Here is a 20918-nt window from a genome sequence, read left to right as displayed (position 1 = left end):
GTAAGGAGTGGACCATGGACGAAGACGTGACCGCAGTCCGTCGGCAGTTTCCAGCCAGGATCAAGGCGATCGACGATCTCTCTGCCCGCAGTGAGGATTTTCGGGAAATCTGCAGGGACTTTGCCGACGCCCAATCGGCGCTGCAAAAATGGAACGTCTCAACCGATCCGAAACGCGAGGAGCGCGTCGTCGAATACCAGGAACTGATCGCCGAACTCTCCAAGGAGATAGAGGGCGCGCTTGACGCCTCGGTACCGCCAACCGCTCGCTGACGAGGAGAGACTACGCACGCGGCAAGCCATCGCGAGGCGTATGTTACGGTTACCTACTTGCGTTCCATCGCCCGGCAACGACCATCGCGACAAATGTCCGGCGCTGAAACTTTGCGCTTCCACGAAACGAAACGCCTCCGAAGGATATTGCCGTGGTTTCCGAAAACTTGGACGAGCCTGCCATTTCCCCAACGCCTCGGAATCCACTCCGCAGGATAGCACTCATCGTCCTCCTCCTTGCGCTCGTCCTGTTCGTCCTCTCCATCTTCATGGAGCGGCGCACGCCGTCGACCTCGCAGGCTCAGGTCCAAGCCTATATCGTCGGCATCGCGCCCGAAGTTACCGGCCGGGTGGTGGAAGTCGGCGTCGCCGACAACTCGCGCGTCGAGGCCAATCAGATTCTCTTTCGTATCGATCCCGAGCGCTATGAACTCGCGGTCAGTGAGGCCGAGGCGAGCCTTGCAAGTGTCGGCCAGTCAATGGGCGCCTCAACGGCTGCTGTCGATGCGGCGCAGGCAAAGCTCGTAACGGCCCAAGTCGATCGGGACAATCTTCGCGAACAAGCTGCGCGCGCCGCAGAGCTGCAAAAGAGGGGCGTGTATTCCAAAGCGCGGGCTGATTCAACCAAATCGGCTTTCGGTCAGTCAGAGGCGGCCGTCACCGGTGCTGAGGCTGAGTTGGCCAAGGCCAAGGAGCAGCTCGGGCCGAGCGGAAATGACAATCCGCAGCTCCGGGCAGCTCTGGCTGCGCTCGAAAAGGCACGACTCGATCTGCTGCGGACCACCGTTCAGGCACCTTCGGCCGGGGTCGTGACCAACCTCCAACTTACAACGGGTAAGGTTGTGTCGGCTGGACAGTCAGCCATGACCTTTATCGATGTCGGCACGATCTGGATCACCGCCGCCTTCAAGGAGAACAGCCTCGAGAAGGTAGCCGTCGGCAACCGGGCGGAAGTTCTTTTCGACGCGCTTCCCGGTCGGGTGTTTCCGGCGCAGGTCGAGAGCGTTGGTTTCGGTGTATCGCAAGGGAGCACGGACCCGAACACCGGATTGCCGACGATCCGGAGCGATAGCGGCTGGGTCCAGGAGCCGCAGCGGTTTCCGGTCCGCCTCATCATCGAGGAGGCGCAGCGGCCCAAGGGCGGCGTACGCTACGGCTCGCAGGCGACCGTCGTCATCTACACCGGCGACAACCCGGTCACCAATGCCTGGGGATCGCTCTGGATCCGCATCATGTCGGTGCTGACCTATGTCCGCTGAGAGGAGCCTCGCGGTCGAGGAGCAGAAACGCAAGGGGCTGCGGGTTGCGTTCGCGGTCTCGATCGGCTTCACGCTCGCAGTCTATGCGGGGGCCATTGTGCCCTTCCTCGGTCCGCTCTTTGCCGCCCAGTTTCTGCTCGGAAGTTCGCGGCCGATGCCGCTCGGCAAGACCATCGGCGCGGCGATGATCATCCTGATCGCCGGGATGGCGATGATGGTTCTGACCAAGGTGCTCGGCGACCGTCCGGCGCCATTTCTGCTGATCCTGGGGCTGACCTATTTTGCGTGCTTCGCCGCACAGTCGACGGGAAAGGGAGGACCGGCCGTCTTTCTCGTGCTCGTCGTTTCGATCATCGTGCCTCTGCTCGGCATCCTGAACAAGGAGCTCGCCAATTCCATCCTGTCCATCCTGGTCGCCGGGGTGTTGTCCGGCACGGCTCTGATGTGGTTCGCCCATGCGGTCTTTCCCGAGCCGTTCTCCCCGGAGGTTGAGGCGGTGGCGATCGACGAGCGGCCGCCGGCCTTGCTTCGGGCGCTGGCAAACACGGTCATCCTTTTGGGCTCCGTCGTGATCTGCCTGACGAGCGACAACCTGACCGCTGCGGCGGTCATTCCGATCACTGTTGCTTCGCTGCTCGGGCAGCTCGACGTTGCCGCGAGTGCGCGAGTGGCGATCGGGCTCGTGGTCGTCAACCTGTTCGGCGGAGTGCTCGCCTCCGTTGCCTATGCCGCGCTATCGCTGCGCCCCAATCTTTTCTCGATCTTCCTCATCGTTCTCGTCGTCGTCCTCCTCATCGGAGGGCGCGCGGCTGGTCGCTCGAAGGACGCCCCGGTTTTTGCCGGCGCCCTGACAACCTTCCTGATCCTGTTCGGCCTCGGGGTCTCGCCTCTGCCGGGGAGTGCTGCAGAATCCTTCGCGACCCGCATCGTCTATGTCGCAGCGGCCTTGATCTACGCGCTGCTGTTTGCCGTCATCCTGTGGCCGCGGACGAGGGAAACGAAGAGGATATCGGCATGACATTTCCTCGCCACTGGAATGAATGTAAGTATATGTGAATATACTAAAGCCGGCAGCCTACACACCATGTCTGACCGCAAGGAGGATTTGAGATGGCTAGACCTCATGCATTGTTAATCGCCACGGGCCTGTTCCTGCCTTTTGCAGGGTTCCCGTTTTCGCCACATCCGATGCCGATCGCCGCCGCGCAGGAGCCTGCCGCTTCTAGTCCCGTCGCGGCGGAAGACGACGCGCCGGCGCCGCTGAGCGAGGACGAACTCGAAATCCTGGTAGCGCGGATTGCACTTTATCCGGACGAACTGGTCGCGCTCGTCACATCGGCGTCGCTCTATCCTCTGCAGGTCGTGGAAGCAGCCCGGTTTCTCGAAACCTTGAAGAAGCAGCCCGAGCTCAAGCCGAAGACGACGTGGGACGGCAGCATCGTATCGCTGCTGAACTATCCTCAGATCGTCACGATGATGAGCGAGGATCTGGACTGGACGCAGTCTCTCGGAGAGGCGCTCTCCTACCAGCAGAAGGACGTTCTGATCGCCATACAGCAACTGCGCGACAAAGCGGTCGCCGACGGCATCATCAAGAGCGACGACAAGATCAAGGTCAGCCAGGAGAACGACAATGTGGTGATCGTCTCCGCCAGTCCCGACAAGATCTACGTTCCGCAGTATGCGCCGGAGATGCTGTATGAACCGAACTATGTGGCCGCGCCGATCGGCTACTATTCCGAGCCGTATCCGAACTACTACTATCCGACCGCCACCTTTTTTGCCGGCGTGGTGACGGGAGCAGTGTGGGCGGCTGCCGTCGACTGGAACCGTTGGGGTGTATGGGGCGGGCGCTGGAACGGCAACGTTGATATCGACTGCAACAACTGCTTCAACAACATCAACGGCAAAGTGAATATCAACGACGTCGACTGGAAAAACGTCGACCGCAGCAAGATCGGGTTCGACAGTGCGCAGTTCAACAAGATCGACCGCAGCTCCTTCCGGACCAGTATCGAGGCGAACGGCAACAACAGGGTCGGAGCAAGAGGCAACGACCGTGCGAACACGGTCCGCGACCAGCCACGCAAAGTCAGCGTCAACGATGTCCGCAAGAGCAAGATCGATGCGGACAGGGTCAATGCTGCTCGCAACAAGGCAGGCAATTCGGGAGTGGTCTCCGGGGGCGGGAAGGGAGCGCAGGCTGCGCAGACCCGCAGGCCCGAGGCAAGGACGCCGAACAGGGCTGCCGAAAACGCAAGGCCCGGGGTCAACGCCAAACGCCCGGTCGCAAAGCCGAAGCCCGCGGCCCGGGTCGACAGCCGGCCGAGAAAGCCGTCGGCACTCGGCCAGGTCGATAGCGGCAGGCGCGCTGAGATGCAGTCCAACCGCGGCAGACAGGCCATGGCCGGCGGCAATCGCGGTGGCGGTCGTGGAGAAATCCGCCGCGGCGGTGGTGGCGGCGGCCGTCGTCGATAACCGGAAGAAGGAGGAAAGTCATGACCAGATCAGTCAGAAACATGCTTCTGGGTTCGGTGTTCGCTTTTGCGGTTCTCGCCACCAATCCGGTTTCCACATCTGCAGCGGAGCCATCCGATGCGACCGTCATCTCGGGCTTCGCCGCGCAGAGCGATCCGCCCGTATTCGAGACGCCGGAACAGGCCATCGACGCTTTCAAGGCGGCCTTGGCGGCTGATGATTTCGATAAGTTTACGGCGCTGCTGGGCATCGATGCAGCGAAAGCGAAAGCAGGCGAAGGGGTGATGGACACCTACGCACAGATCCGGGACGGCACAAGCAAGAAGATCGTCGTCAAGGACGTCGATAACCGCAAGATCATCGAGATCGGCGACAAATTATGGCCTCTGCCATTTCCGATCGTGAAGGGCGACGATGGCAAATGGGGTTTCGACACCTATGCCGGGTTCGAGGAGATCATCAATCGTCGCGTTGGCGAGAACGAATTGCAGACTATCGACACGATGCAGGCCTATGTCGACGCCCAAAAGGAATATTCTTCCGCCGACCACGATGATGACGGCGTCCTGGAGTATGCCCAGAAACTGATCAGCAGCGACGGCAAAACCGATGGTCTCTATTGGTCGCCTGATCTCGGCGAGGGTGATAGCCCGGCGGGCAATGCCCTCGAAGACAATGCGGCGCTTGATAAGGCCAAGGCCGGCGAGGGCTATTACGGCTATCGCTACAGGATCATCGACAGCCAGGGGCCGAACATCGCGGGCGGAGAGTTCGATTATGTGATCAACGGCAACATGATCGCAGGATTTGCCCTTATCGCCTGGCCGATCCGATATGGCGAAACCGGCGTGCACACCTTCGTCGTGAACGCGAACGGCACGGTCTACCAGGCCGATCTCGGCCGGGAGACCGAAAAAATAGCTGCTGGCGTCAGGACCTTCAATCCGGGTGACAATTGGGACGTGACTGCCGATTGAACACGGTGCGCGTGTTTGGAACCAAGTCTGCTCCACCTCGTTGCCGCTTCGTACCTGACAATGTTGCAAAGGAGGAAACGATGATTTCCGCAGAGCAGATCCGTGAACATATGGAAGTGCGGGCTGCCGATGGCACCCATGTCGGCACAGTCGATCACCTCGACGGCCCCACGCGCATCAAGCTGACGAAGCTCGATTCGGAGGACGGCAAGCACCACTTGATCCCGATCGATTGGGTCGATCACGTGGATGCTCACGTCCATCTGTCGAAGAACGCCAGGGATGTTCGAAGCCAGTGGGCCACCATCAACTGACAGCCGGTCGGCTGCGGCTTGCGGGCCGCAGCCTCCTTGGAACAGGATGATCAGAGCACGATGTCGTCCAAAAACTACTCACTCTTTTCGGCAAAAGGAGCCCGCCAATGTCGAAGCAATTGAAGAGGGGCGATGAGGTAAGCTGGAATACTAGCCAGGGAAAGACCGAGGGCAGGGTGGTCAAAAAGCAGAGCAGTCCGACGAAGATCAAAGGCCACAGCGTGAAGGCATCGAAGGCCGAGCCGCAATATATAGTCGAGAGCGACAAATCGGGAAAGCGCGCGGCACACAAGCCTGAGGAACTCAAGAAGCTTTGACGCCGGCGGCCGTTCTGTTCGAGCAAAAGGAGATCGATATGCCAGCCAAGTCCAAGGCCCAGCAGAAGGCGGCAGGCGCCGCACTTTCGGCCAAGCGTGGCGAGACGCCGAAGAGCGAACTCAAAGGCGCCTCGAAACAGATGGTGGAATCCATGAGCGAGAAACAGCTTGAGGAATTTGCATCGACCAAGAGGAAGGGCAAACCCCAGCACGTCTCGAAATAGGGGTGCCGAGCACCGCCATGCGTTACAGGACGTTCCCGCGCTTAACAGCTACGGGGCCGTGACCTTGAAAGCGGTTGCCTCTGCCGCCGGCGATGGCTGCCTATGAAGCAAGATTGGCGGTTCGTCCGCGGTCGGTGTATGGTTCCGACGATCGTTTCGAGGCAATTGCCCATCAGCTAGAAGAGCGCATCGCGCTAAAATGGAGTTCGAGATTGGCCGTCGCTTTTACCAAGGAAGAGAGTTTCGAAACCGCTTCGGAAACCCTGCTGCCCGATCGTCCGATTTCGGCTCATCCGAACCTTGTCACGGAAGCGGGGTTGAAGGCTCTGGAATTACAGTTCCAGCAGGCTCGCGAGGCCTATGATGCTGCGAGCCCAATCGAAGACGTGAACGAAAGGCGGCGGCAGGCGGCCAGTCCTTTGCGTGATCTTCGCTACTTAACGGCAAGACTTCGCACCGCTCAGCTCATGCCTTCCCCTACGTCAATCGATACTGTCGCCTTCGGCAGCACGGTGACTTTCCGTCGTGACGACGGGCGGGTGCAGACCTATCGCATCGTCGGAGAGGACGAGGCTGATCCGAAGGCCGGATCGATTTCCTATGTCTCGCCAGTCGCACGGCTTTTGATGGGCAAGGCTGTCGGCGATATGGTGGAGACAGGCGGCCAGGAACTGGAGATCATCGCCATCGCGTAGGAGAGCGCTATTCGCGTAGCCCTCTCATTATTTTGGTACCATACGGTACTTTATTTATCGAACATTTACCATCCGTGGCTAGAACGATGACATTCCATCATCGAAAGTCATGCTCATGGTCAGCGCAATTTCCAGTTCTGCATCCACCATTTTGAGTTCAGCCGCTTCAACCTCGTCTTCCAGTTCGTCAGACCAACTTGCCTCTCTCGAGGCGCAGCTTGCCGAAAAGCAGGCAGCCCTGTCGGAAACGCAGGACGAGCAAGAGAACGCCACGATCGAAAAATCTATCGATACGCTGGAGGCGAAGATCGCCAAGCTCGAAGCGAGCGAGAGCAGCCAAACTCAGGCGTCTGCTGCATCGAAGCCTGCCGGTGACGTTCCGAAAGAACTTTCCGGCGAAAGCGAGCGTATCGGCACGACGAATTTTGACGAGACCAGCGAGTTCGGCAGCCGCACGGCTTACGTCTGATAAAAGCAACCCGGTCACCGGGATGATGCCGCATTTTTGAGTGATGCATCAAAGACGGCGCTGGGCCACGGTGACGACTTCGCGCGTCAGATCCGCCAGGCGGTCGGCGGCGAGGCGATTTATCTGCCAGTAGAGCGAGACATCGAGCGGAGTGTCGGGCACCAGCTCGACTAGCCGTCCGGATGCGAGGTGCTCGCGGGTCAGCTGTGTCGGGTTCATTCCCCATCCCATGCCCGAAAGGCTCGCCTCGACGAAGCTCTGCGGCGACGGCAGCCAGTGGGTGGGATAATCGAGATCGCGTCCGAACGTTCGCCTGATCCAACTGCTCTGCAGCCTGTCCTTCTGATTGAAGGTGAGCGCCGGAGCGTTGCGGATCGCCTCTGATGTCACGCCCTGTGGAAAATGGCGCGCGACGAAATCGGGCGTTGCCGTGGCCTGGTAACGCAGAACCCCAAGGGCAAAACGCCTGCATCCGCGGACCGGCTTTTCCAGGCTGGTGACGGCGGCGATCACCCGCCCGCGCTGCAGCCATTCGGCGGTGTGGTCCTGATCGTCGACGGCGATATTCAGCAGATAGGAAGAGCTTTTGGCAAAATTCGACATGGCCTCCACGAACCATGTCCCGAGGCTATCGGCATTCGTCGCGATTTGAAGCGTGACCCTTTGGCGTGGTTCGTTGGGATCGACGAGGGCCGGCAGCTGCCCGAAGAGTTCTGCTTCGAGCATGCCGACATTTTCCATATGGCGGCAGAGCCATTCTCCCTTTTCGGTCGCCGTGCACGGCGTGCCTCTGACGATGAGGACGACGCCTAGACGCTCCTCGAGCTGCTTCACGCGCTGGGAAATGGCCGAAGGCGTCACGTTCAGCGCGGTCGCGGCTCTTTCGAAGCTGCCTGTCTGGACAATGGTTGCGACGGCGCGAAGAGCGGGATAGTCGAGCATGGATTAGTTTTGCTTAATTGGAGTAAGATGGATTAATTAGCCTAATTCTCCTAATCGCGATAGCGCAGCCTCACCGAAATGAGGGGCGTTGGCCGAAGCGATGAATTTTTCGATCTATGGAACCGGCCTGATGATGGGCCTCAGCCTGATTGTCGCCATCGGCGCGCAGAACGCCTTCATCCTCCGCCAGGGCTTGCGCAACGAACATGTCTTTGCCGTCTGCCTCGCATGCGCTGTATCGGATGCCGCGCTTATCGTGCTTGGCGTGACCAGCCTGCAGCAAATCGCCAGGTTCATGCCATGGCTCGATCCGGTCATGCGCTATGGCGGAGCCGCATTTCTGGTCTTGTACGGAGCAAGAAGCCTCTATTCCGCCTTGCGATCCTCCGCTGCTCTGACGGCCGGGGAAGCAAAGTCGTCAAGCTTTCGGCAGACACTCGCGACCTGCCTCGCACTCACCTGGCTCAATCCGCACGTCTATCTCGACACGGTCGTGCTGCTCGGCACGATATCGACTCGATATCCGGGAGAGCAGACTTCTTTTGCGGCAGGGGCGGTGACGGGTTCCTTCCTGTTCTTCTTTTCGCTCGGATATGGCGCAAAGCGGTTGCGGCCGATTTTCTCCAAACCTTCATCCTGGCGCATGCTGGAAACGCTCGTCGCTTTCACGATGTGGATCATTGCCTTCAAATTGCTGGGCGGGATGTGATCGGCGTTCGACCGTCGATCATCCGCTGCAGCGCAGGTCGAGCGGCGACGTTGTGAGTTGACCGGCATCGATCTGCCCAGATTATGACCGGATTCAAAGCGATCAAGCGTCTCTACCGCGTCCCATCGCACGCGCGGCGCTCCGGGACGGCCAACTCTAGCTCGCGCTGGCAATCTGCCAGCAGATGTGGCGGAAAGCGCCTTAACTCCCGGAGCGCATGCTCGTGGTTGGCATCCCTGCGCCTTTGCGCCTTGAATGCGGAAAGGGCCTGTACGATATTCCAGATGGTTGTTTGAGACATGTCGGGCCTCCTTGGCTGCATTTAGCTGCCGACACGCGAAATATCGGGTTCAATTGACATTCAATCAAACAAAATGATATGGGGTTATAAATCAGAAAAATTGAAAGATGTGACGATGAGCATTCCATTTCGCCGTCCCATTCCGCTGCTTGACAACGAGGTGCTGCGTACCTTCGTGGCGATCGCAGAGACAGGCAATTTTTCGACCGCCGCAGAGGCGGTCTTCCGCACGCCATCGGCGGTGTCGATGCAGATCAAGAAGCTTGAGGAACAACTGGGGGCAACGCTGTTTCTGCGCGACGCCCGCTCGGTATCGCTGACGCGCCACGGTGAGATGTTGCTGTCCTATGCCCGCAACATGCTGGCTCTGTCGAACGAGGCGGTGTCGCGATTCATCATGCCGGAGCTCAGCGGCGTCGTGCGCCTCGGCGCGCCGGAGGATATCGGCGAACGGCTGCTGCCGAGCATCCTGAAGAGTTTCGCCGAGAGCTATCCCGGCATCATGGTCGATGTGACGATCGACATGAGCCAGGGTTTGAAGAAGCGCATGGAGGAGCAGCGGCTCGACCTCGCGTTGATCAACTGTGCGACACGGCCGTTCCCGACGGGCGGAGAGGTGGTGTTCCGCGAGCGGCTGGTCTGGGCCGGCGCCAAGTGCGGTTCGGCGCATCGCCGCGATCCGCTGCCGATCTCGATCTGGGAAGACGGCTGCATCTGGCGCCAGGAGGCGCTCTCCCAGCTCGAACGCAACAAGCGGCATTATCGCGTCGCTTATCTCAGCGGCCACACGATGGCGCAGCGCGCCGCCGTGCTTTCCGATCTCGCCATCGCGCCGCTGCCGCTGTCCTATGTCAACGAAGACATGGCGATCCTCGGCCCCCAGGAAGGGCTGCCGGAACTCGGCGCCTTCGACATCCGCCTGCTGACCGCCTCGCAGGTGTCGGGGCCGATCGAGACGGTGGCTGACAGCATTCGCGGCGCCTTTGCCGAGAGAGCAAAGGCGGTCGCTGCCTAGCTGTATCGGACAGATTATGCGCCGATCGAAAGTGATAGCGCGTCCTATCGGACGCGTGTCTCTAGCGGGTATATTTATGGCCAGTGAACCTTTTGGTTTGTCGTGCGTTATTGGCGCGGGACGGCAATTGTCGCCGTTCGGGGTTGATTTCAAACAAGGATATCCGAGATGACGACAACGGCCAAAATTGCCGCAGCTTTTATGGTTCTTCTTGCCCTTTCCTCCTGCGGCAATACGATCCGCGGCATCGGAAAAGATACGGCAAATACCGTGAACGCCACGCAGGACGCCGGCCGCTCAGTCGACCGCGCCGCGAAGAAGTAACGACCGTTCAGATCGCTGCTAGAGTCGCCGGATGAGGTGCTGACCCCGGGGATCAACTATCGGCCGCGTCCGGATCATCCTAACGGATGACCGGGGGATAAAGCTTTTCCAGCCCGCCGGATCGGTCGAGACCGGTCCGGAAGGCTTGGTAGGCGGGATGTTGGCTAGAGCGGGCGGTTTCCATCAGCCGGATCTGCAGCCGGTCCGGCGTATGACTTCCGAGCCAGATTCCCAGATTTTCGAGCTTCAGCGAGTTCAGGAAACGCGATCCGGCGGCGAGATCGAGATGGCGGCGCAGGCCGTCGAGTAGGTTGTCGTCCTGGGCGGCGTTTTCCATGAGCAGCGCCAGGTATGACTTGTCGGTCTCCGACAGCCCAGCGAGCTTTTCCGCAACGGTATCGCGGTCGGGAAAGGGAACATTGCCTGTCATCGAATCGTCCATGCTTGATCGTGTTTTGGCCGTTATAAGCTCGCCTTAACCTTCTCGGCTACATCGACCGGCACCCATTTCGTCCACAGGCTCTCGTAGTTGCGAAGGAAATAGATCGCGGCATCCTCGTTGCTTGCGCGGTTTTCGTCCTGCCAGGCGAGCACCTGGTTGATCGTCGCATTGTCCCATTTGCGGGTCTTGAGATAGGTCGTGACAGGTCCGGCGCGGCTGGCGAAGGACCTGGTCATCAGTGTGAAGGCGCGCGAGACCGGGTAGGAATTGAGCTCGGGCCTGACACAGCCGGCAACCGCGGTACAGCGGTCCCATTCATTCTTGTTGTGGCCGACGCCGAAGCTCAGGCGCGTCATGTCGTATTTGCCGAGGATGGCAGTCGGCGCCCAGTAATAACCGAGCCAGCCGATCTTGTTGTCGAAGGCGCGGGCAATCGAGGCATCGAGCCGTTCGGGGCTGCCGGTCTCGACAAGCTCGAAGCTCTTCTTGTCGGCGGCAAGCGCCTTGAACAGGTTGGTGGTTGATATCTGGCAGCTCCAGTCGGCGGGACAGTTGTAAACTGCGCCCTTCGACAGGTCGTCCTCGGCTGGAAAGAGTTCGGGATGTTTCAGCGCGTCCTCGACCGAGCGGATGTCGGGGTGGGCGTCGGCGATGAATTTCGGGATCCACCAGCCTTCGACGGCGCCGTCGGCAAGGATCTCGGCTCCCTGCACCAACCGGCCGCTATTGACGGCCTGATCGAGCAGGGCCCTAACCGAATTGATCCAGTATTCCGAGGCGATGTCAGGGGCGCCTTTCTCGTTCATCGAGGCGAAGGTCGGCAGGGTGTCGCCATCGACGATGGTGACGGAACAGCCGTATCCCTTTTCCAGGATGATCTTGTCGAAGCTCGCCGCAATGCCTGCCGAGGCCCACTTCATTTCGGCGATCGAAACGCTGCCGCATTCGGCTGCTTCAGCCGGCGCAACGGTAGAAAGAGCCGCGGCAAAGACGGCCGGAATCAGAAACGTCTTCATCGTCATTCCCCGAATTCTTCTTAGGCGGACGCGCAGGCTCTGAAATCAACCGACAAATATCTCTGGCACCCGAGGGGAAAACGCCTGCCGGGCGATACAGCAACAGGCTTTCCGGTTCATGGCACCGTCCGTCCTTGCGGCTCCGGCAACTCGTCGCAGGCCATGTTCGACAATGGCGCGTTATGACGGAGCCTACGCGTTCGCTCGCAGAAATCAACCATCTTCTGCTTATGGTTGCGTGACTAAATTATTGAATTCGAAGAATTTATGTCGGCATCCCGAAATTGGCGCCCTTGGGCGAAAAGCACGCTCTTGGCGACCGGCGGCGGATCTTCGGCAGAAATTTCGACGAGAATGTCAAAAAAGATCGAAATTAACATTTGCGTAAGCCTTCAATAACTCTCCGGTAAGAATGTGCCGTTATCAGTTGGGGCGTGGCAGCAATGACCGCCGCTTCTCTGGTTCAGGTAGTGCGTACCGGAGAAAGCGAGCTTCGCCGTGTAAGGGCGAAGACGCCTGAGTTTTTCGGCAAACCGCGCAGAGCCAAGGCCATGCGCGGTTTTCGCGTTTGTGTGGGAACGTGACTGGGGCCAAGTCTTGACCGAGGCCAAGTCTTGACCTGGGATTACCGCCCATTGTAGGCCTCGCCTGAACGAGAGGCGAATGCGGGCCACCATGGCAAGAGCGATCATGCTGCAGGGAACCGGCTCCGATGTCGGCAAGACGGTTCTGGTCGCAGGGCTCTGCCGGTTGGCGGCCAATCGCGGGCTGACGGTCCGGCCGTTCAAGCCACAGAATATGTCGAACAATGCGGCGGTCGCCGATGACGGCGGCGAGATCGGCCGGGCGCAGTGGCTGCAGTCGCTGGCTGCGCGCACGCCATCCTCGGTCCACATGAACCCTGTGCTGCTCAAGCCGCAATCGGACAATGGCAGCCAGATCATCGTCCAGGGCAGGGTGTTCGGACAGGCGAAGGGACGCGACTATCAGCGGCTGAAGCCTGAGTTGCTCGGCGCCGTGCTCGAAAGTTTCGAAAAAGTGGCTGCGGGTGCCGACCTCGTTATCGTCGAAGGTGCGGGATCGCCGGCCGAGATCAATCTCAGGCCCGGCGATATCGCCAATATGGGCTTTGCGACGCGGGCGGGCGTGCCCGTCGTGCTTGTCGGCGATATTGACCGCGGCGGTGTCATCGCCTCGCTGGTCGGCACGCATGCGATCCTCGATGATGGCGACCGGGCGATGATTGCGGGCTATATCATCAACAAGTTCCGCGGCGACGTCTCGCTGTTTGACGACGGCATCCGCGCCATCGAAGGCTTTACCGGCTGGCCGTGTTTCGGCGTCGTGCCCTGGCTGAGGGGTGCTGCGCGCCTGCCGGCCGAAGATTCGGCCGTGCTCGAACGGTTGGCGAGGGGCGGGACGGGCGCGCTGAAGATCGCCGTGCCGGTGCTGCCACGTATCGCCAATTTCGACGATCTTGATCCACTGAGGACCGAGCCGGATGTTGAGTTGGTCTTCGTTCGCGCCGGCGAGCGGATGCCAGCCGATGCGAGCCTCGTTGTGCTTCCCGGCTCGAAATCGACGATATCGGATCTCGCCGACTTCAGGGCTGAGGGCTGGGACCGCGACCTCCAGGCGCATGTCAGGCGCGGCGGCCGGGTGATCGGCATTTGCGGCGGCTATCAGATGCTCGGCCGCGCGGTACATGATCCGCTCGGCATCGAGGGCGGGACGCTCGAGACGCCGGGGCTTGGGCTGCTCGACATCGAGACCGAGATGGCGCCGGAAAAGACCGTGCGCAACAGCCAGGCTCGCTCCGCGGAATTTGACGCGCCGCTTGCCGGCTACCAGATCCATCTCGGCATCACCCGCGGTCCGGATTGCATCAGGCCTTCGGCGATCATCGATGGCGCGCCCGACGGGGCGCTGTCGGCCGACGGCCGGATCATGGGCACCTATCTGCACGGGCTCTTCGGCAGCGACGCCTACCGCGCCCGGCTGCTTCAAAGCTTCGGGCTATCAGGCGAGCGGAGGAATTACCGCGAGAGCGTCGAGCAGGCGCTCGACGACGTCGCCCGGGAATTGGAACGTCATCTCGATCCACGCTGGCTGGCCGGGCTGCTCGGTTAGGCCCGATGTGTACCGGACGGGGCTGCCTCTCCATCATTTGGTGCCGTCGTTCGGCTATTGCCAAATTAGTTGACTGAGTCCATTAATTGTCGCGACTGACCCGGTTGAGAGTGACGAAAACTATGAGCGTATTGGATAGATTTTCACTGGCAGGGCAGGTAGCGCTGGTGACCGGCGGCGGCCGTGGTCTGGGCTTCGAGATGGCGCGCGCCCTCGCAGAAGCCGGCGCGCATGTCATCGTCAACGGACGCACGGCGGCGACGCTGGAAGGCGCCGTCAGGGCCATCCGTGCCGCGGGCGGCACGGCGGAGGCCGCCGCATTCGATATCGCCGATCGCGAGGCACAGCGTGCTGCGGTGGCCGATATCGACAAGATCCATGGTCGTCTCGATATTTTGATCAACAATGTCGGTGCCCGCGACCGGCGGCCGCTGGCTGAATTCGACGATGATGCGATCATAGAGCTGCTGCGCACCGATCTGGCGGCGGCGATCACGCTTTCGCGCGACGCTGCCGTGTTGATGAAGCGACGCAATCACGGCCGGCTGATCGCGGTGACCTCGATCAGCGGCCATGTCGTCATGCCTGGCGACTGCGTCTATCCAGCAGCCAAGCAGGGCCTGACCGGCCTGATGCGCGGCATGGCGGTCGAGTTCGGCCCGTACGGCATCACCAGCAACGCGATTGCGCCCGGCTGGTTCGCCACCGAGACGAATGCGGTGATGGCTCAGAACGAGGAATTGATGCCCTTCGTGCGCCAGCGCATCCCGGTCCAGCGCTGGGGACGGCCAGACGAGATCGCTGGCGCGGCGCTGTTTCTGGCAAGCGGCGCCGCTTCCTTCGTCAACGGCCATGTGCTGACGGTCGACGGCGGAATGACGGTCAGGATGTGAGCGGAGATGCCCGCATCTGCTGTCGCGCCGGCGTGCCTTTTCGCATCTGCTGTCAGTCGGCCGAAGGTTGATGTCGACTTCTTAGGTGCGCCTGACAGGTGGGCTGAGTTCGCGTACGAGCTGCTGCAGGCTGCGCTGGTCTTCCGCTCCCGTCTTGTCGTAGATGGCGGCCAGTTGCGATTTCACGGTGCCGTCGGCAACGCCCTGTGCATTTGCGATCTCGGATCGCGTCATGCCTTCGGACACGTAGCCGACCACGCGCCGTTCGGCAGGCGTGAGAGCAAAAAGGGCAGCAACGGCATCGACGGCCGACTGGATCACCGTTCCCGCCGCGGCGAGAAAGATCGCCGCCGCCGCCCGGCTTTCAAAGCGTCCCCTTTCGGAGCGCCGCTGCAACGGCAGAACGTGAGCGACGGCGGGGCGCTCCGCCGAGGCAAGAGGAACATCGATCCCAGCGGCTGCGAGACTGATTTCGTCGCGCGCGCCAAGCGCCACGGCGTTGGAAAGGGCGGCGCCTGCATAACTGTAGCGAGCGGCCAGACGGCCTGAAAGCGAGTGGACCACGTGCTGCTCGCGCAGCCGTGCTTCGGCGGCTTCATTGGCGAAGAGGATTGTCATGTCTTCTGCAACGATGAAGACCGCATGATCGAGGGCGTCGATGACCTCCCTGAGGACGGCGGCTTCGGCGCGCTCCATCTCGAACATGTCGTGGATCGTCACGGCACGGCGGATATGCGGACCGAGCAGCCCGACGATGTCGAAGACACGTCGTTCGCTCGGTTCGTATTGCACCGAAATGTTGATCGTCCCGACACGGGTCGGGCGCTTCAGCACGGCCATGTCGATCGAGTTTAGAACCCCATACCTGGCATGAAAGTTCTGGTAGAGCGCACCACTCTTCCAGACGGCTTCGCCATCGGGTCCATAGAGGGAAAACATCCGCTCCAGCGTATCCGGCTGATCGATCTCCATTCGGTGGAGAAGGTGGAAGAACGGGACGTCCTTCGCATGCGCGACGAGGGTGCGGATGGCCTCTCCGTCGTCGCAGGCGATCTGGGCCAGCCGTGCGGACCGCGTGGTGGTGTCGAAGACGGCAAGCGTGGTTAGAAAACCATTCACCTGACCATTGATCAGACGAAGAGCGTTTGGCCAGGCATCCTCCCGGGCCACGCAATCATAAATAGCGCCAATAATTTCCGACAGCTGCTGTTCCATGATCACAATCCTGCATCAGCCCGGCCAGCCCGGTCAATTGTCGCCGGCCATGGCGCCTTCATTTCCGGGATTTGCGGAAGATTTCATCCCCCATGCGGGAGATGTTTCATCGCGCGGATTTTTTACAACGCACTGCCGGCCGGAATCCAATCGGCTTGGACAACCAGAAATTGGAGGGCAATCTTCATGAAAGCGACAAAAGCGCCGATCGCGGCGCTTCTCATTATGGCAGCTCTTCCGGCTGCAGCGCTCGGCGGCGGCGGCCTGCCGGAACAGGTCCGGGAGGCCAATGCGCGCTTCCGGGACGTCAACCAAGCCGTCAAGGAAGGCTATTCGCCGATCCCATGCACCAGCGGCATAGATGGAGGTGCGATGGGTATCCACTATGTCAGTGCCGACCTCATCAAGGATGAGGCCATTGATCTCACCAGGCCGGAGGCCGTGATGTACGAGCCTGACGAACACGGCAAGATGAAACTCGTCGCTGTCGAATACATCACCACGAAAGGTCCCGCCAATCTCGGCGGCCAGCTGTTCAGTTTCACGAACGCCCCGAACCGCTACGGCCTTCCAGCTTTCTACGAGCTGCACGTCTGGGCATGGAAGAACAATCCGAAGGGACCGTTCGCCGACATGAACCCTGACGTCAGTTGCCGGCATGCGCACGGTTGATGAAGCGCCAGCTCACTCAAAACATCATGAAAGGATAAAACAATGCCGCAATTCGTTGTCGAACGAAACATTCCAGGTCTCGGGGACATGGACAAGGAAACCCTGCGCGAGATCTCGGCGAAATCCAACGCCGTCGTGGCGTCCCTTGGCGAACCCTATACCTGGATCACCAGCTATGTGACCGGGGACAAGATGTACTGCGTTCATGAGGCCGAGAGCGCGGAAGCGGTCTATCGGCACGCGGAAAAGGGTGGCTTTCCGGCGGACCGGGTGACGGAGATCACGACGCTCATCGGCCCTCATTCGGCGCGCTAGGATGTCGGAACCGGCCGGCGAACGAGTCACCGGCCGGTTCTCCGGGTTGCGATCTTGCCATCGGCATGCGCAAATTCATGGGGATCACAATGAACGAGAAGCTCTTGTCCGGCGCGGTCGAGCTGCGACTGCGCAAAGTGATGGCGCTGCTTACCTCTCCGCTGCGCGCCCTTGTCGTCCGGCGGCGCAGGCGATCGGCGGCAAATCAGCTTGGCGCCTTGCCAGATCACATGCTGAAAGACATTGCCGTGTCGAGGGGCGAAATACCCTTCGTCGCCTCCCAGGATGCAGACTGGAGCAGGTTCCGCTAGTGTCTCACGGCGGGCGTCCGCATCGGGCGTAAAACCTCGCAGTGCGTCGATACCGGTATCAATCTCTCTGCCATCTGCCCTACGGTTGTGGTGGCTGAGCTCGATGGCTAGAAACATCGGTTTGGTCGGGCTATCACTGGATGTCGTGGCGACCCGGTTCGGATTGCCGCCCATTTGCCCGATTTGCCATCTTAAGATTGTGGCGGCTCATGTGGAGGTTTGAAAATTAACAATCATATTCAGTGGCTTATAGAACATGGAATCACGGCCGAGCATATAGCCGAGCTGATAGCCGGATTGTGCGATCGGCTGATCGCGGATGGCTTTCCGATCTGGCGGGGAAGCATTTCAATGCCGTCTATTCATCCCATGTATGGCGGCGTCTCGGCCAATTTCGTGCGCGGCGGTGCGACCACGATCGAGAATGCCGAATATGGCACTGCAGGAGTGCTGAATTTCGAAAAGACCCCGATCTATTTTCTTTTGGGCCGTGGCGAAACGTCAGGTCGCTGGAACATCGCCAAGGGTGAGGGTGTCGATGACTACCCGCAGCTTGCGGAATTCGCGCATAGCGGCGGCACGGATCACCTGGTCAGCCTGCTGGAGTTCCCGAAGGAGGCTGCGCTACGCGGAGTCAGTCTGTCTCTCACAAGCAACAGGCCGGGCGGATTTTCTGATGATCAACTGGCGATCGTCGCGAAGCTCTTCCCGGCGCTGGGGCTGGCTTGTTACCGTATCGCGGCAACGAAAACCGCATCGGATATCCTCGCCGTCTATACAGGCGCCAAGACAAGTGCACGCATCCTTGCAGGCGATATTCAGAGGGGAAAGGGAGGGGCGATCAATGCTGCGATCCTGCTTGCGGACCTGAGAAACTTCACGGCGCTGACCGAGGTTTATCAGCCGGGCGAAATCGCCGGGTTTCTGAATGAACATTTCGAGCTGATCGGCTGGCATGTCGAGGAAAATTCGGGCGAGATCCTCAAGTTCATGGGTGATAGCGTGCTGGCGATCTTTCCGACCGATGCTGAAGATCCGCAAAAGGCCTGCATGGCCGCACTGGCTTCCGCAAAGAATATTCTGGAAGCCAACAAGGTGCTGAACGGTCAGCGGAGGAATGATGGAGGTCCTGACATCGGCGTCGATGTCGTGCTGCATCTCGGCGAGGTCTTCTACGGAAATATCGGCGCACGCGGCAGGCTTGATTTCACGGTGATCGGCAGCGCCGTCAACGAGGCTTCGCGCCTCGAAAAACTCTGCAGCACGCTCGGACATCACCTTCTGATGTCGGAAAGCTTCGCCGTCACCTGCGCCGTCGCCAACGAATGTCTGGGATCCTTCGAGTTGCGCGGGGTTTCGAAAGTGGTAAACGTGTTCAAGCTCGCCGACGCCGTATCCTGAAGCGTCGATCCGATGGCGCGACGACGGATCAGATCTCGCCTGAGACCTCGCGGCGGCGGCGGTCGAGTTCTTCGCTGTAGCGGCGCAGCGTATAGCTTTCGCTGAGCTGGCCGATCACCTTGCGTTCGATCAGGTTGTTGACGACGGCGAGCGCTTCGCTTTCGCTCTTGTCGAAGATCGCCGCCGCCTGCCTGGCATTCATCTGCGGCTGCAGGAAATCGTTGCGGTAGCGGATGAAATCGGCAAGCGCCTTGCCCTCGTCCTGGGCGTCGGTCGGATTGGCGTAGATCTCCGGCACCAGCACAAGGCCCGCATATTTGTCGCTCTCCTCGACGAGGATGACGCGCTGGGTCGAGCCGATCGGGAAGGCCTGCTTGAATTCCTCCAGAGAGATGCCCGCCCTTGCCGTCTTGACGTCGGCGCGCATCAGCTTGTCGACCGTCAGGTTGCGGATCCATCCGACGTCATGGGCGCTGCGGATGCTTTCGCCGCGAAGATGAAAGCGCCAGGTGGCGAAGGAGTAACCGAAGGTCGAACGCACGACGAGCGAGGAGGTGATGACGGCGGCGAGCACCAGCGCCGTGATCGGGAAATCGCCGGTGATTTCGAGCGCCAGGAACGTCATGGTCAGCGGCCCGCCGATGACGGCGACGGCGAGCGAACTCATGCCGACCACGGCATAGATGACGGGCGTCAGCGTCGCATCGGCGAAATAGGGGCCGCAATAGGCGAAGAGCTTGCCGAGCAGGGCGCCCATGAACAGCGAGGCGAAGAACAGCCCACCCCTGAAGCCGGAGCCGATCGAGATCGCCGAGGCGAAGGATTTCAAGAGGAAGAGGCCGATCAGCGTCGGGATTGCCACCTCACGGGAAAGATTGAGATGCAGCGCGCCGTGGCCGGCCGAGAGCACCTGCGGCGAGATCATCGCCAACAGCCCGACGATGATGCCGCCGAGGGCCGGGCGGAAGGGGGGGGCGATCGAGCTCTTGCGCGCCAGCTCTTCGACAAAGGCGACGCCCTGCATGATCAGGATGCCGACACCGGCGCAGAAAGCACCGAGCAGCAGTGCCGGGATATAATCGGCCGGCACGACCGAGCCGAAGCTGCCGATATCGATGGTGAAATCGCTGCCGGCAAGCAGCCTTGCGATCAGGGTGGAGACAAGGGCAGAGACGACGACAGGCGTCAGCGACACGATCGTATAGGTGCCGATGATCAGCTCGAAAGCATAGAAAGCGCCAGTCAGCGGCGCGTTGAAGGCGGCGGCGATGGCGCCCGCCGCGCCGCAGCCAACGAGGGTGCGCAGGTCCGAGCGGCGAAGCTGCAGCTTCAGGCCGAATTTCGAGGCGAGCCCGGCGGCAAGCTGGGTATAGCCGGCCTCCAGGCCGACCGAGGCGCCGAAACCGTTGGAGATCAGGTTCTGCACGGCAACGATGATGCTGTCGGTCAAGGACAGGCGGCCGCCATGCAGCGCATTGGCCTCGATCGGGTCGACCATCGGTTTCTTGCGCCGTTTCGCCAGCACCAGGAGCAACAGGCCAAGCAGGGCGCCGCCGATGACGGGGGCGGTGAGCAGCAGCATCTTATTCTCGATCTCGGACGAGCTCAGTCGTTCGCTGTCGGCGATGCCGAAGACCAGTTGATGCAGCTCATTGGAGACGTAGCTCATGCCGGTGACGGCAAGACCCGAGATGATGCCGACAACGGCGCCCGCTAGCGACAGGCCGACCTCGCTACGCCGGGTCAGCGCCCGCAGGCGTCCCGGATCGAAGAAAACACGCAGCGCGCGGAAACGGCGCCGATCCAATTTCATAAGCATGGCTAGACAACTAGGCGGGGAGAGGCCCGGTCAAGGGCGGAGATGGTCGGGCACTCCGCTTGCGACGCAATTGCGGCGAAAAGCCGGCGCGCGGGATAAATATTTATGACGTAAGTCTCTGATAAAAGACGATATTTTAGGTAGAGTAAGTCGTGTTGGCGTGGCAACGCCTCGTAGCCGGTGATCGAGCGGCCGCCAAGGCCGGTTGACTTCACCCCTGCGCTTGCCTAACCATCCCGATAACGGATGGTCGACTGACCATCCTGACATAACGGATGGTTCCGGATCGGTGTTACGCCCTTCCGGATGAAAAGGGAATGTGACGGGGCGGACCCAAGCCGGGCGCCTTCATCACAGCCGACCCCGCGACTGTAGAGCGGTCAGGGTCTTCCATCCGGCATCAAGCCC

At 60.6% G+C, this 20918-nt stretch carries 24 protein-coding genes and 1 pseudogene; 19 read left to right on the top strand and 6 right to left on the bottom strand.

What is annotated here, in order from left to right:
• The first annotated feature begins 14 nt into the window (after window positions 1-14).
• The 10 genes from ACM5SV_RS30090 (at window position 15) to ACM5SV_RS30045 (ending at window position 7005) form a co-directional block, all read left to right on the top strand.
• Window positions 15-272: a hypothetical protein gene (locus ACM5SV_RS30090; protein WP_012757863.1), complete on the top strand. Its 258-nt coding sequence runs from the start codon at window positions 15-17 to the stop codon at window positions 270-272.
• Window positions 273-424: 152 nt separating this feature from the next.
• Window positions 425-1531, top strand: coding sequence for an HlyD family secretion protein (locus ACM5SV_RS30085; protein ID WP_012757862.1), 1107 nt, complete (start codon window positions 425-427; stop codon window positions 1529-1531).
• Window positions 1521-2549, top strand: coding sequence for a DUF2955 domain-containing protein (locus ACM5SV_RS30080; protein ID WP_017994395.1), 1029 nt, complete (start codon window positions 1521-1523; stop codon window positions 2547-2549). The genes ACM5SV_RS30085 and ACM5SV_RS30080 overlap by 11 nt, the downstream gene beginning before the upstream one ends.
• A gap of 92 nt (window positions 2550-2641) precedes the next feature.
• Window positions 2642-4009 (top strand): DUF3300 domain-containing protein, encoded by a 1368-nt coding sequence (locus ACM5SV_RS30075; RefSeq protein WP_221991476.1) that lies wholly within the window; start codon window positions 2642-2644, stop codon window positions 4007-4009.
• A 20-nt stretch (window positions 4010-4029) separates the two neighbouring features.
• Window positions 4030-4986, top strand: a complete 957-nt coding sequence (locus ACM5SV_RS30070) for a DUF2950 domain-containing protein (protein ID WP_017994393.1) — start codon at window positions 4030-4032, stop codon at window positions 4984-4986.
• 80 nt (window positions 4987-5066) lie between these two features.
• Window positions 5067-5300 carry a DUF2171 domain-containing protein gene (locus ACM5SV_RS30065; protein WP_012757858.1) on the top strand — a complete coding sequence of 78 codons (234 nt, stop codon included), beginning with the start codon at window positions 5067-5069 and terminating at the stop codon, window positions 5298-5300.
• Between the two features lie 107 nt (window positions 5301-5407).
• Window positions 5408-5617 carry a DUF2945 domain-containing protein gene (locus ACM5SV_RS30060; protein ID WP_012757857.1) on the top strand — a complete coding sequence of 70 codons (210 nt, stop codon included), beginning with the start codon at window positions 5408-5410 and terminating at the stop codon, window positions 5615-5617.
• A gap of 38 nt (window positions 5618-5655) precedes the next feature.
• Window positions 5656-5841, top strand: a complete 186-nt coding sequence (locus ACM5SV_RS30055) for a DUF3008 family protein (RefSeq protein WP_003560205.1) — start codon at window positions 5656-5658, stop codon at window positions 5839-5841.
• A 212-nt stretch (window positions 5842-6053) separates the two neighbouring features.
• Entirely contained in the window at window positions 6054-6536 is a 483-nt protein-coding gene (gene greA, locus ACM5SV_RS30050; RefSeq protein WP_012757856.1) for a transcription elongation factor GreA, read from the top strand.
• 109 nt (window positions 6537-6645) lie between these two features.
• Entirely contained in the window at window positions 6646-7005 is a 360-nt protein-coding gene (locus tag ACM5SV_RS30045; protein WP_012757855.1) for a hypothetical protein, read from the top strand.
• Between the two features lie 48 nt (window positions 7006-7053).
• On the opposite strand, the gene ACM5SV_RS30040 is transcribed toward ACM5SV_RS30045, so the two are convergent.
• Entirely contained in the window at window positions 7054-7947 is an 894-nt protein-coding gene (locus ACM5SV_RS30040; protein ID WP_222014953.1) for a LysR family transcriptional regulator ArgP, read from the bottom strand.
• Window positions 7948-8047: 100 nt separating this feature from the next.
• Here ACM5SV_RS30040 and ACM5SV_RS30035 point away from each other — a divergent pair, with 100 nt between their 5' ends.
• Window positions 8048-8656: a LysE/ArgO family amino acid transporter gene (locus tag ACM5SV_RS30035; RefSeq protein ID WP_222015032.1), complete on the top strand. Its 609-nt coding sequence runs from the start codon at window positions 8048-8050 to the stop codon at window positions 8654-8656.
• Window positions 8657-8768: 112 nt separating this feature from the next.
• Here ACM5SV_RS30035 and ACM5SV_RS30030 read toward each other — a convergent pair whose 3' ends face one another.
• Complete coding sequence (locus ACM5SV_RS30030; RefSeq protein ID WP_105006439.1) at window positions 8769-8957, bottom strand: hypothetical protein; 189 nt, start codon at window positions 8955-8957, stop codon at window positions 8769-8771.
• A gap of 73 nt (window positions 8958-9030) precedes the next feature.
• Between ACM5SV_RS30030 and ACM5SV_RS30025 the strand changes: the two genes are divergently transcribed.
• Together ACM5SV_RS30025 and ACM5SV_RS30020 are read left to right on the top strand one after the other, a co-directional pair.
• Window positions 9031-9972 carry a LysR family transcriptional regulator gene (locus ACM5SV_RS30025; RefSeq protein WP_199788703.1) on the top strand — a complete coding sequence of 314 codons (942 nt, stop codon included), beginning with the start codon at window positions 9031-9033 and terminating at the stop codon, window positions 9970-9972.
• Between the two features lie 168 nt (window positions 9973-10140).
• On the top strand, window positions 10141-10296 hold the full coding sequence (locus tag ACM5SV_RS30020; protein WP_003560194.1) for a hypothetical protein: 156 nt from the start codon (window positions 10141-10143) through the stop codon (window positions 10294-10296).
• A gap of 79 nt (window positions 10297-10375) precedes the next feature.
• Here ACM5SV_RS30020 and ACM5SV_RS30015 read toward each other — a convergent pair whose 3' ends face one another.
• Both ACM5SV_RS30015 and ACM5SV_RS30010 read right to left on the bottom strand, forming a co-directional pair.
• Window positions 10376-10738 carry a hypothetical protein gene (locus ACM5SV_RS30015; RefSeq protein WP_199788702.1) on the bottom strand — a complete coding sequence of 121 codons (363 nt, stop codon included), beginning with the start codon at window positions 10736-10738 and terminating at the stop codon, window positions 10376-10378.
• A 20-nt stretch (window positions 10739-10758) separates the two neighbouring features.
• Window positions 10759-11760, bottom strand: a complete 1002-nt coding sequence (locus ACM5SV_RS30010) for a glycine betaine ABC transporter substrate-binding protein (protein WP_199788701.1) — start codon at window positions 11758-11760, stop codon at window positions 10759-10761.
• Between the two features lie 669 nt (window positions 11761-12429).
• Here ACM5SV_RS30010 and ACM5SV_RS30005 point away from each other — a divergent pair.
• Complete coding sequence (locus ACM5SV_RS30005) at window positions 12430-13884, top strand: cobyric acid synthase (protein WP_222015030.1); 1455 nt, start codon at window positions 12430-12432, stop codon at window positions 13882-13884.
• A 122-nt stretch (window positions 13885-14006) separates the two neighbouring features.
• Entirely contained in the window at window positions 14007-14777 is a 771-nt protein-coding gene (locus ACM5SV_RS30000) for an SDR family oxidoreductase (protein ID WP_222014952.1), read from the top strand.
• Window positions 14778-14858: 81 nt separating this feature from the next.
• On the opposite strand, the gene ACM5SV_RS29995 is transcribed toward ACM5SV_RS30000, so the two are convergent.
• Window positions 14859-15992 (bottom strand): helix-turn-helix transcriptional regulator, encoded by a 1134-nt coding sequence (locus tag ACM5SV_RS29995; protein WP_419425468.1) that lies wholly within the window; start codon window positions 15990-15992, stop codon window positions 14859-14861.
• Window positions 15993-16178: 186 nt separating this feature from the next.
• On the opposite strand from ACM5SV_RS29995, the gene ACM5SV_RS29990 reads away from it, so the two are divergent.
• From ACM5SV_RS29990 to ACM5SV_RS29975, 4 genes and pseudogenes are all read left to right on the top strand, one after another.
• Window positions 16179-16664 (top strand): hypothetical protein, encoded by a 486-nt coding sequence (locus ACM5SV_RS29990; RefSeq protein ID WP_222014950.1) that lies wholly within the window; start codon window positions 16179-16181, stop codon window positions 16662-16664.
• Between the two features lie 42 nt (window positions 16665-16706).
• Complete coding sequence (locus tag ACM5SV_RS29985) at window positions 16707-16979, top strand: DUF4242 domain-containing protein (RefSeq protein WP_003560176.1); 273 nt, start codon at window positions 16707-16709, stop codon at window positions 16977-16979.
• 65 nt (window positions 16980-17044) lie between these two features.
• Complete coding sequence (locus ACM5SV_RS29980; protein ID WP_313903243.1) at window positions 17045-17290, top strand: DUF1127 domain-containing protein; 246 nt, start codon at window positions 17045-17047, stop codon at window positions 17288-17290.
• A gap of 103 nt (window positions 17291-17393) precedes the next feature.
• A pseudogene (locus ACM5SV_RS29975) lies at window positions 17394-18691 on the top strand (adenylate/guanylate cyclase domain-containing protein).
• A gap of 28 nt (window positions 18692-18719) precedes the next feature.
• Here ACM5SV_RS29975 and ACM5SV_RS29970 read toward each other — a convergent pair.
• Window positions 18720-20510, bottom strand: coding sequence for a chloride channel protein (locus ACM5SV_RS29970; protein WP_222014947.1), 1791 nt, complete (start codon window positions 20508-20510; stop codon window positions 18720-18722).
• Between the last annotated feature and the right edge of the window lie 408 nt (window positions 20511-20918).

It is taken from the genome of Rhizobium sp. CRRU65 (genome assembly GCF_048551595.1).
GTDB classification, from domain to species: Bacteria; Pseudomonadota; Alphaproteobacteria; order Rhizobiales; family Rhizobiaceae; genus Rhizobium; species Rhizobium leguminosarum_J.
This window is presented reverse-complemented; position numbering and strand designations above follow the sequence as displayed.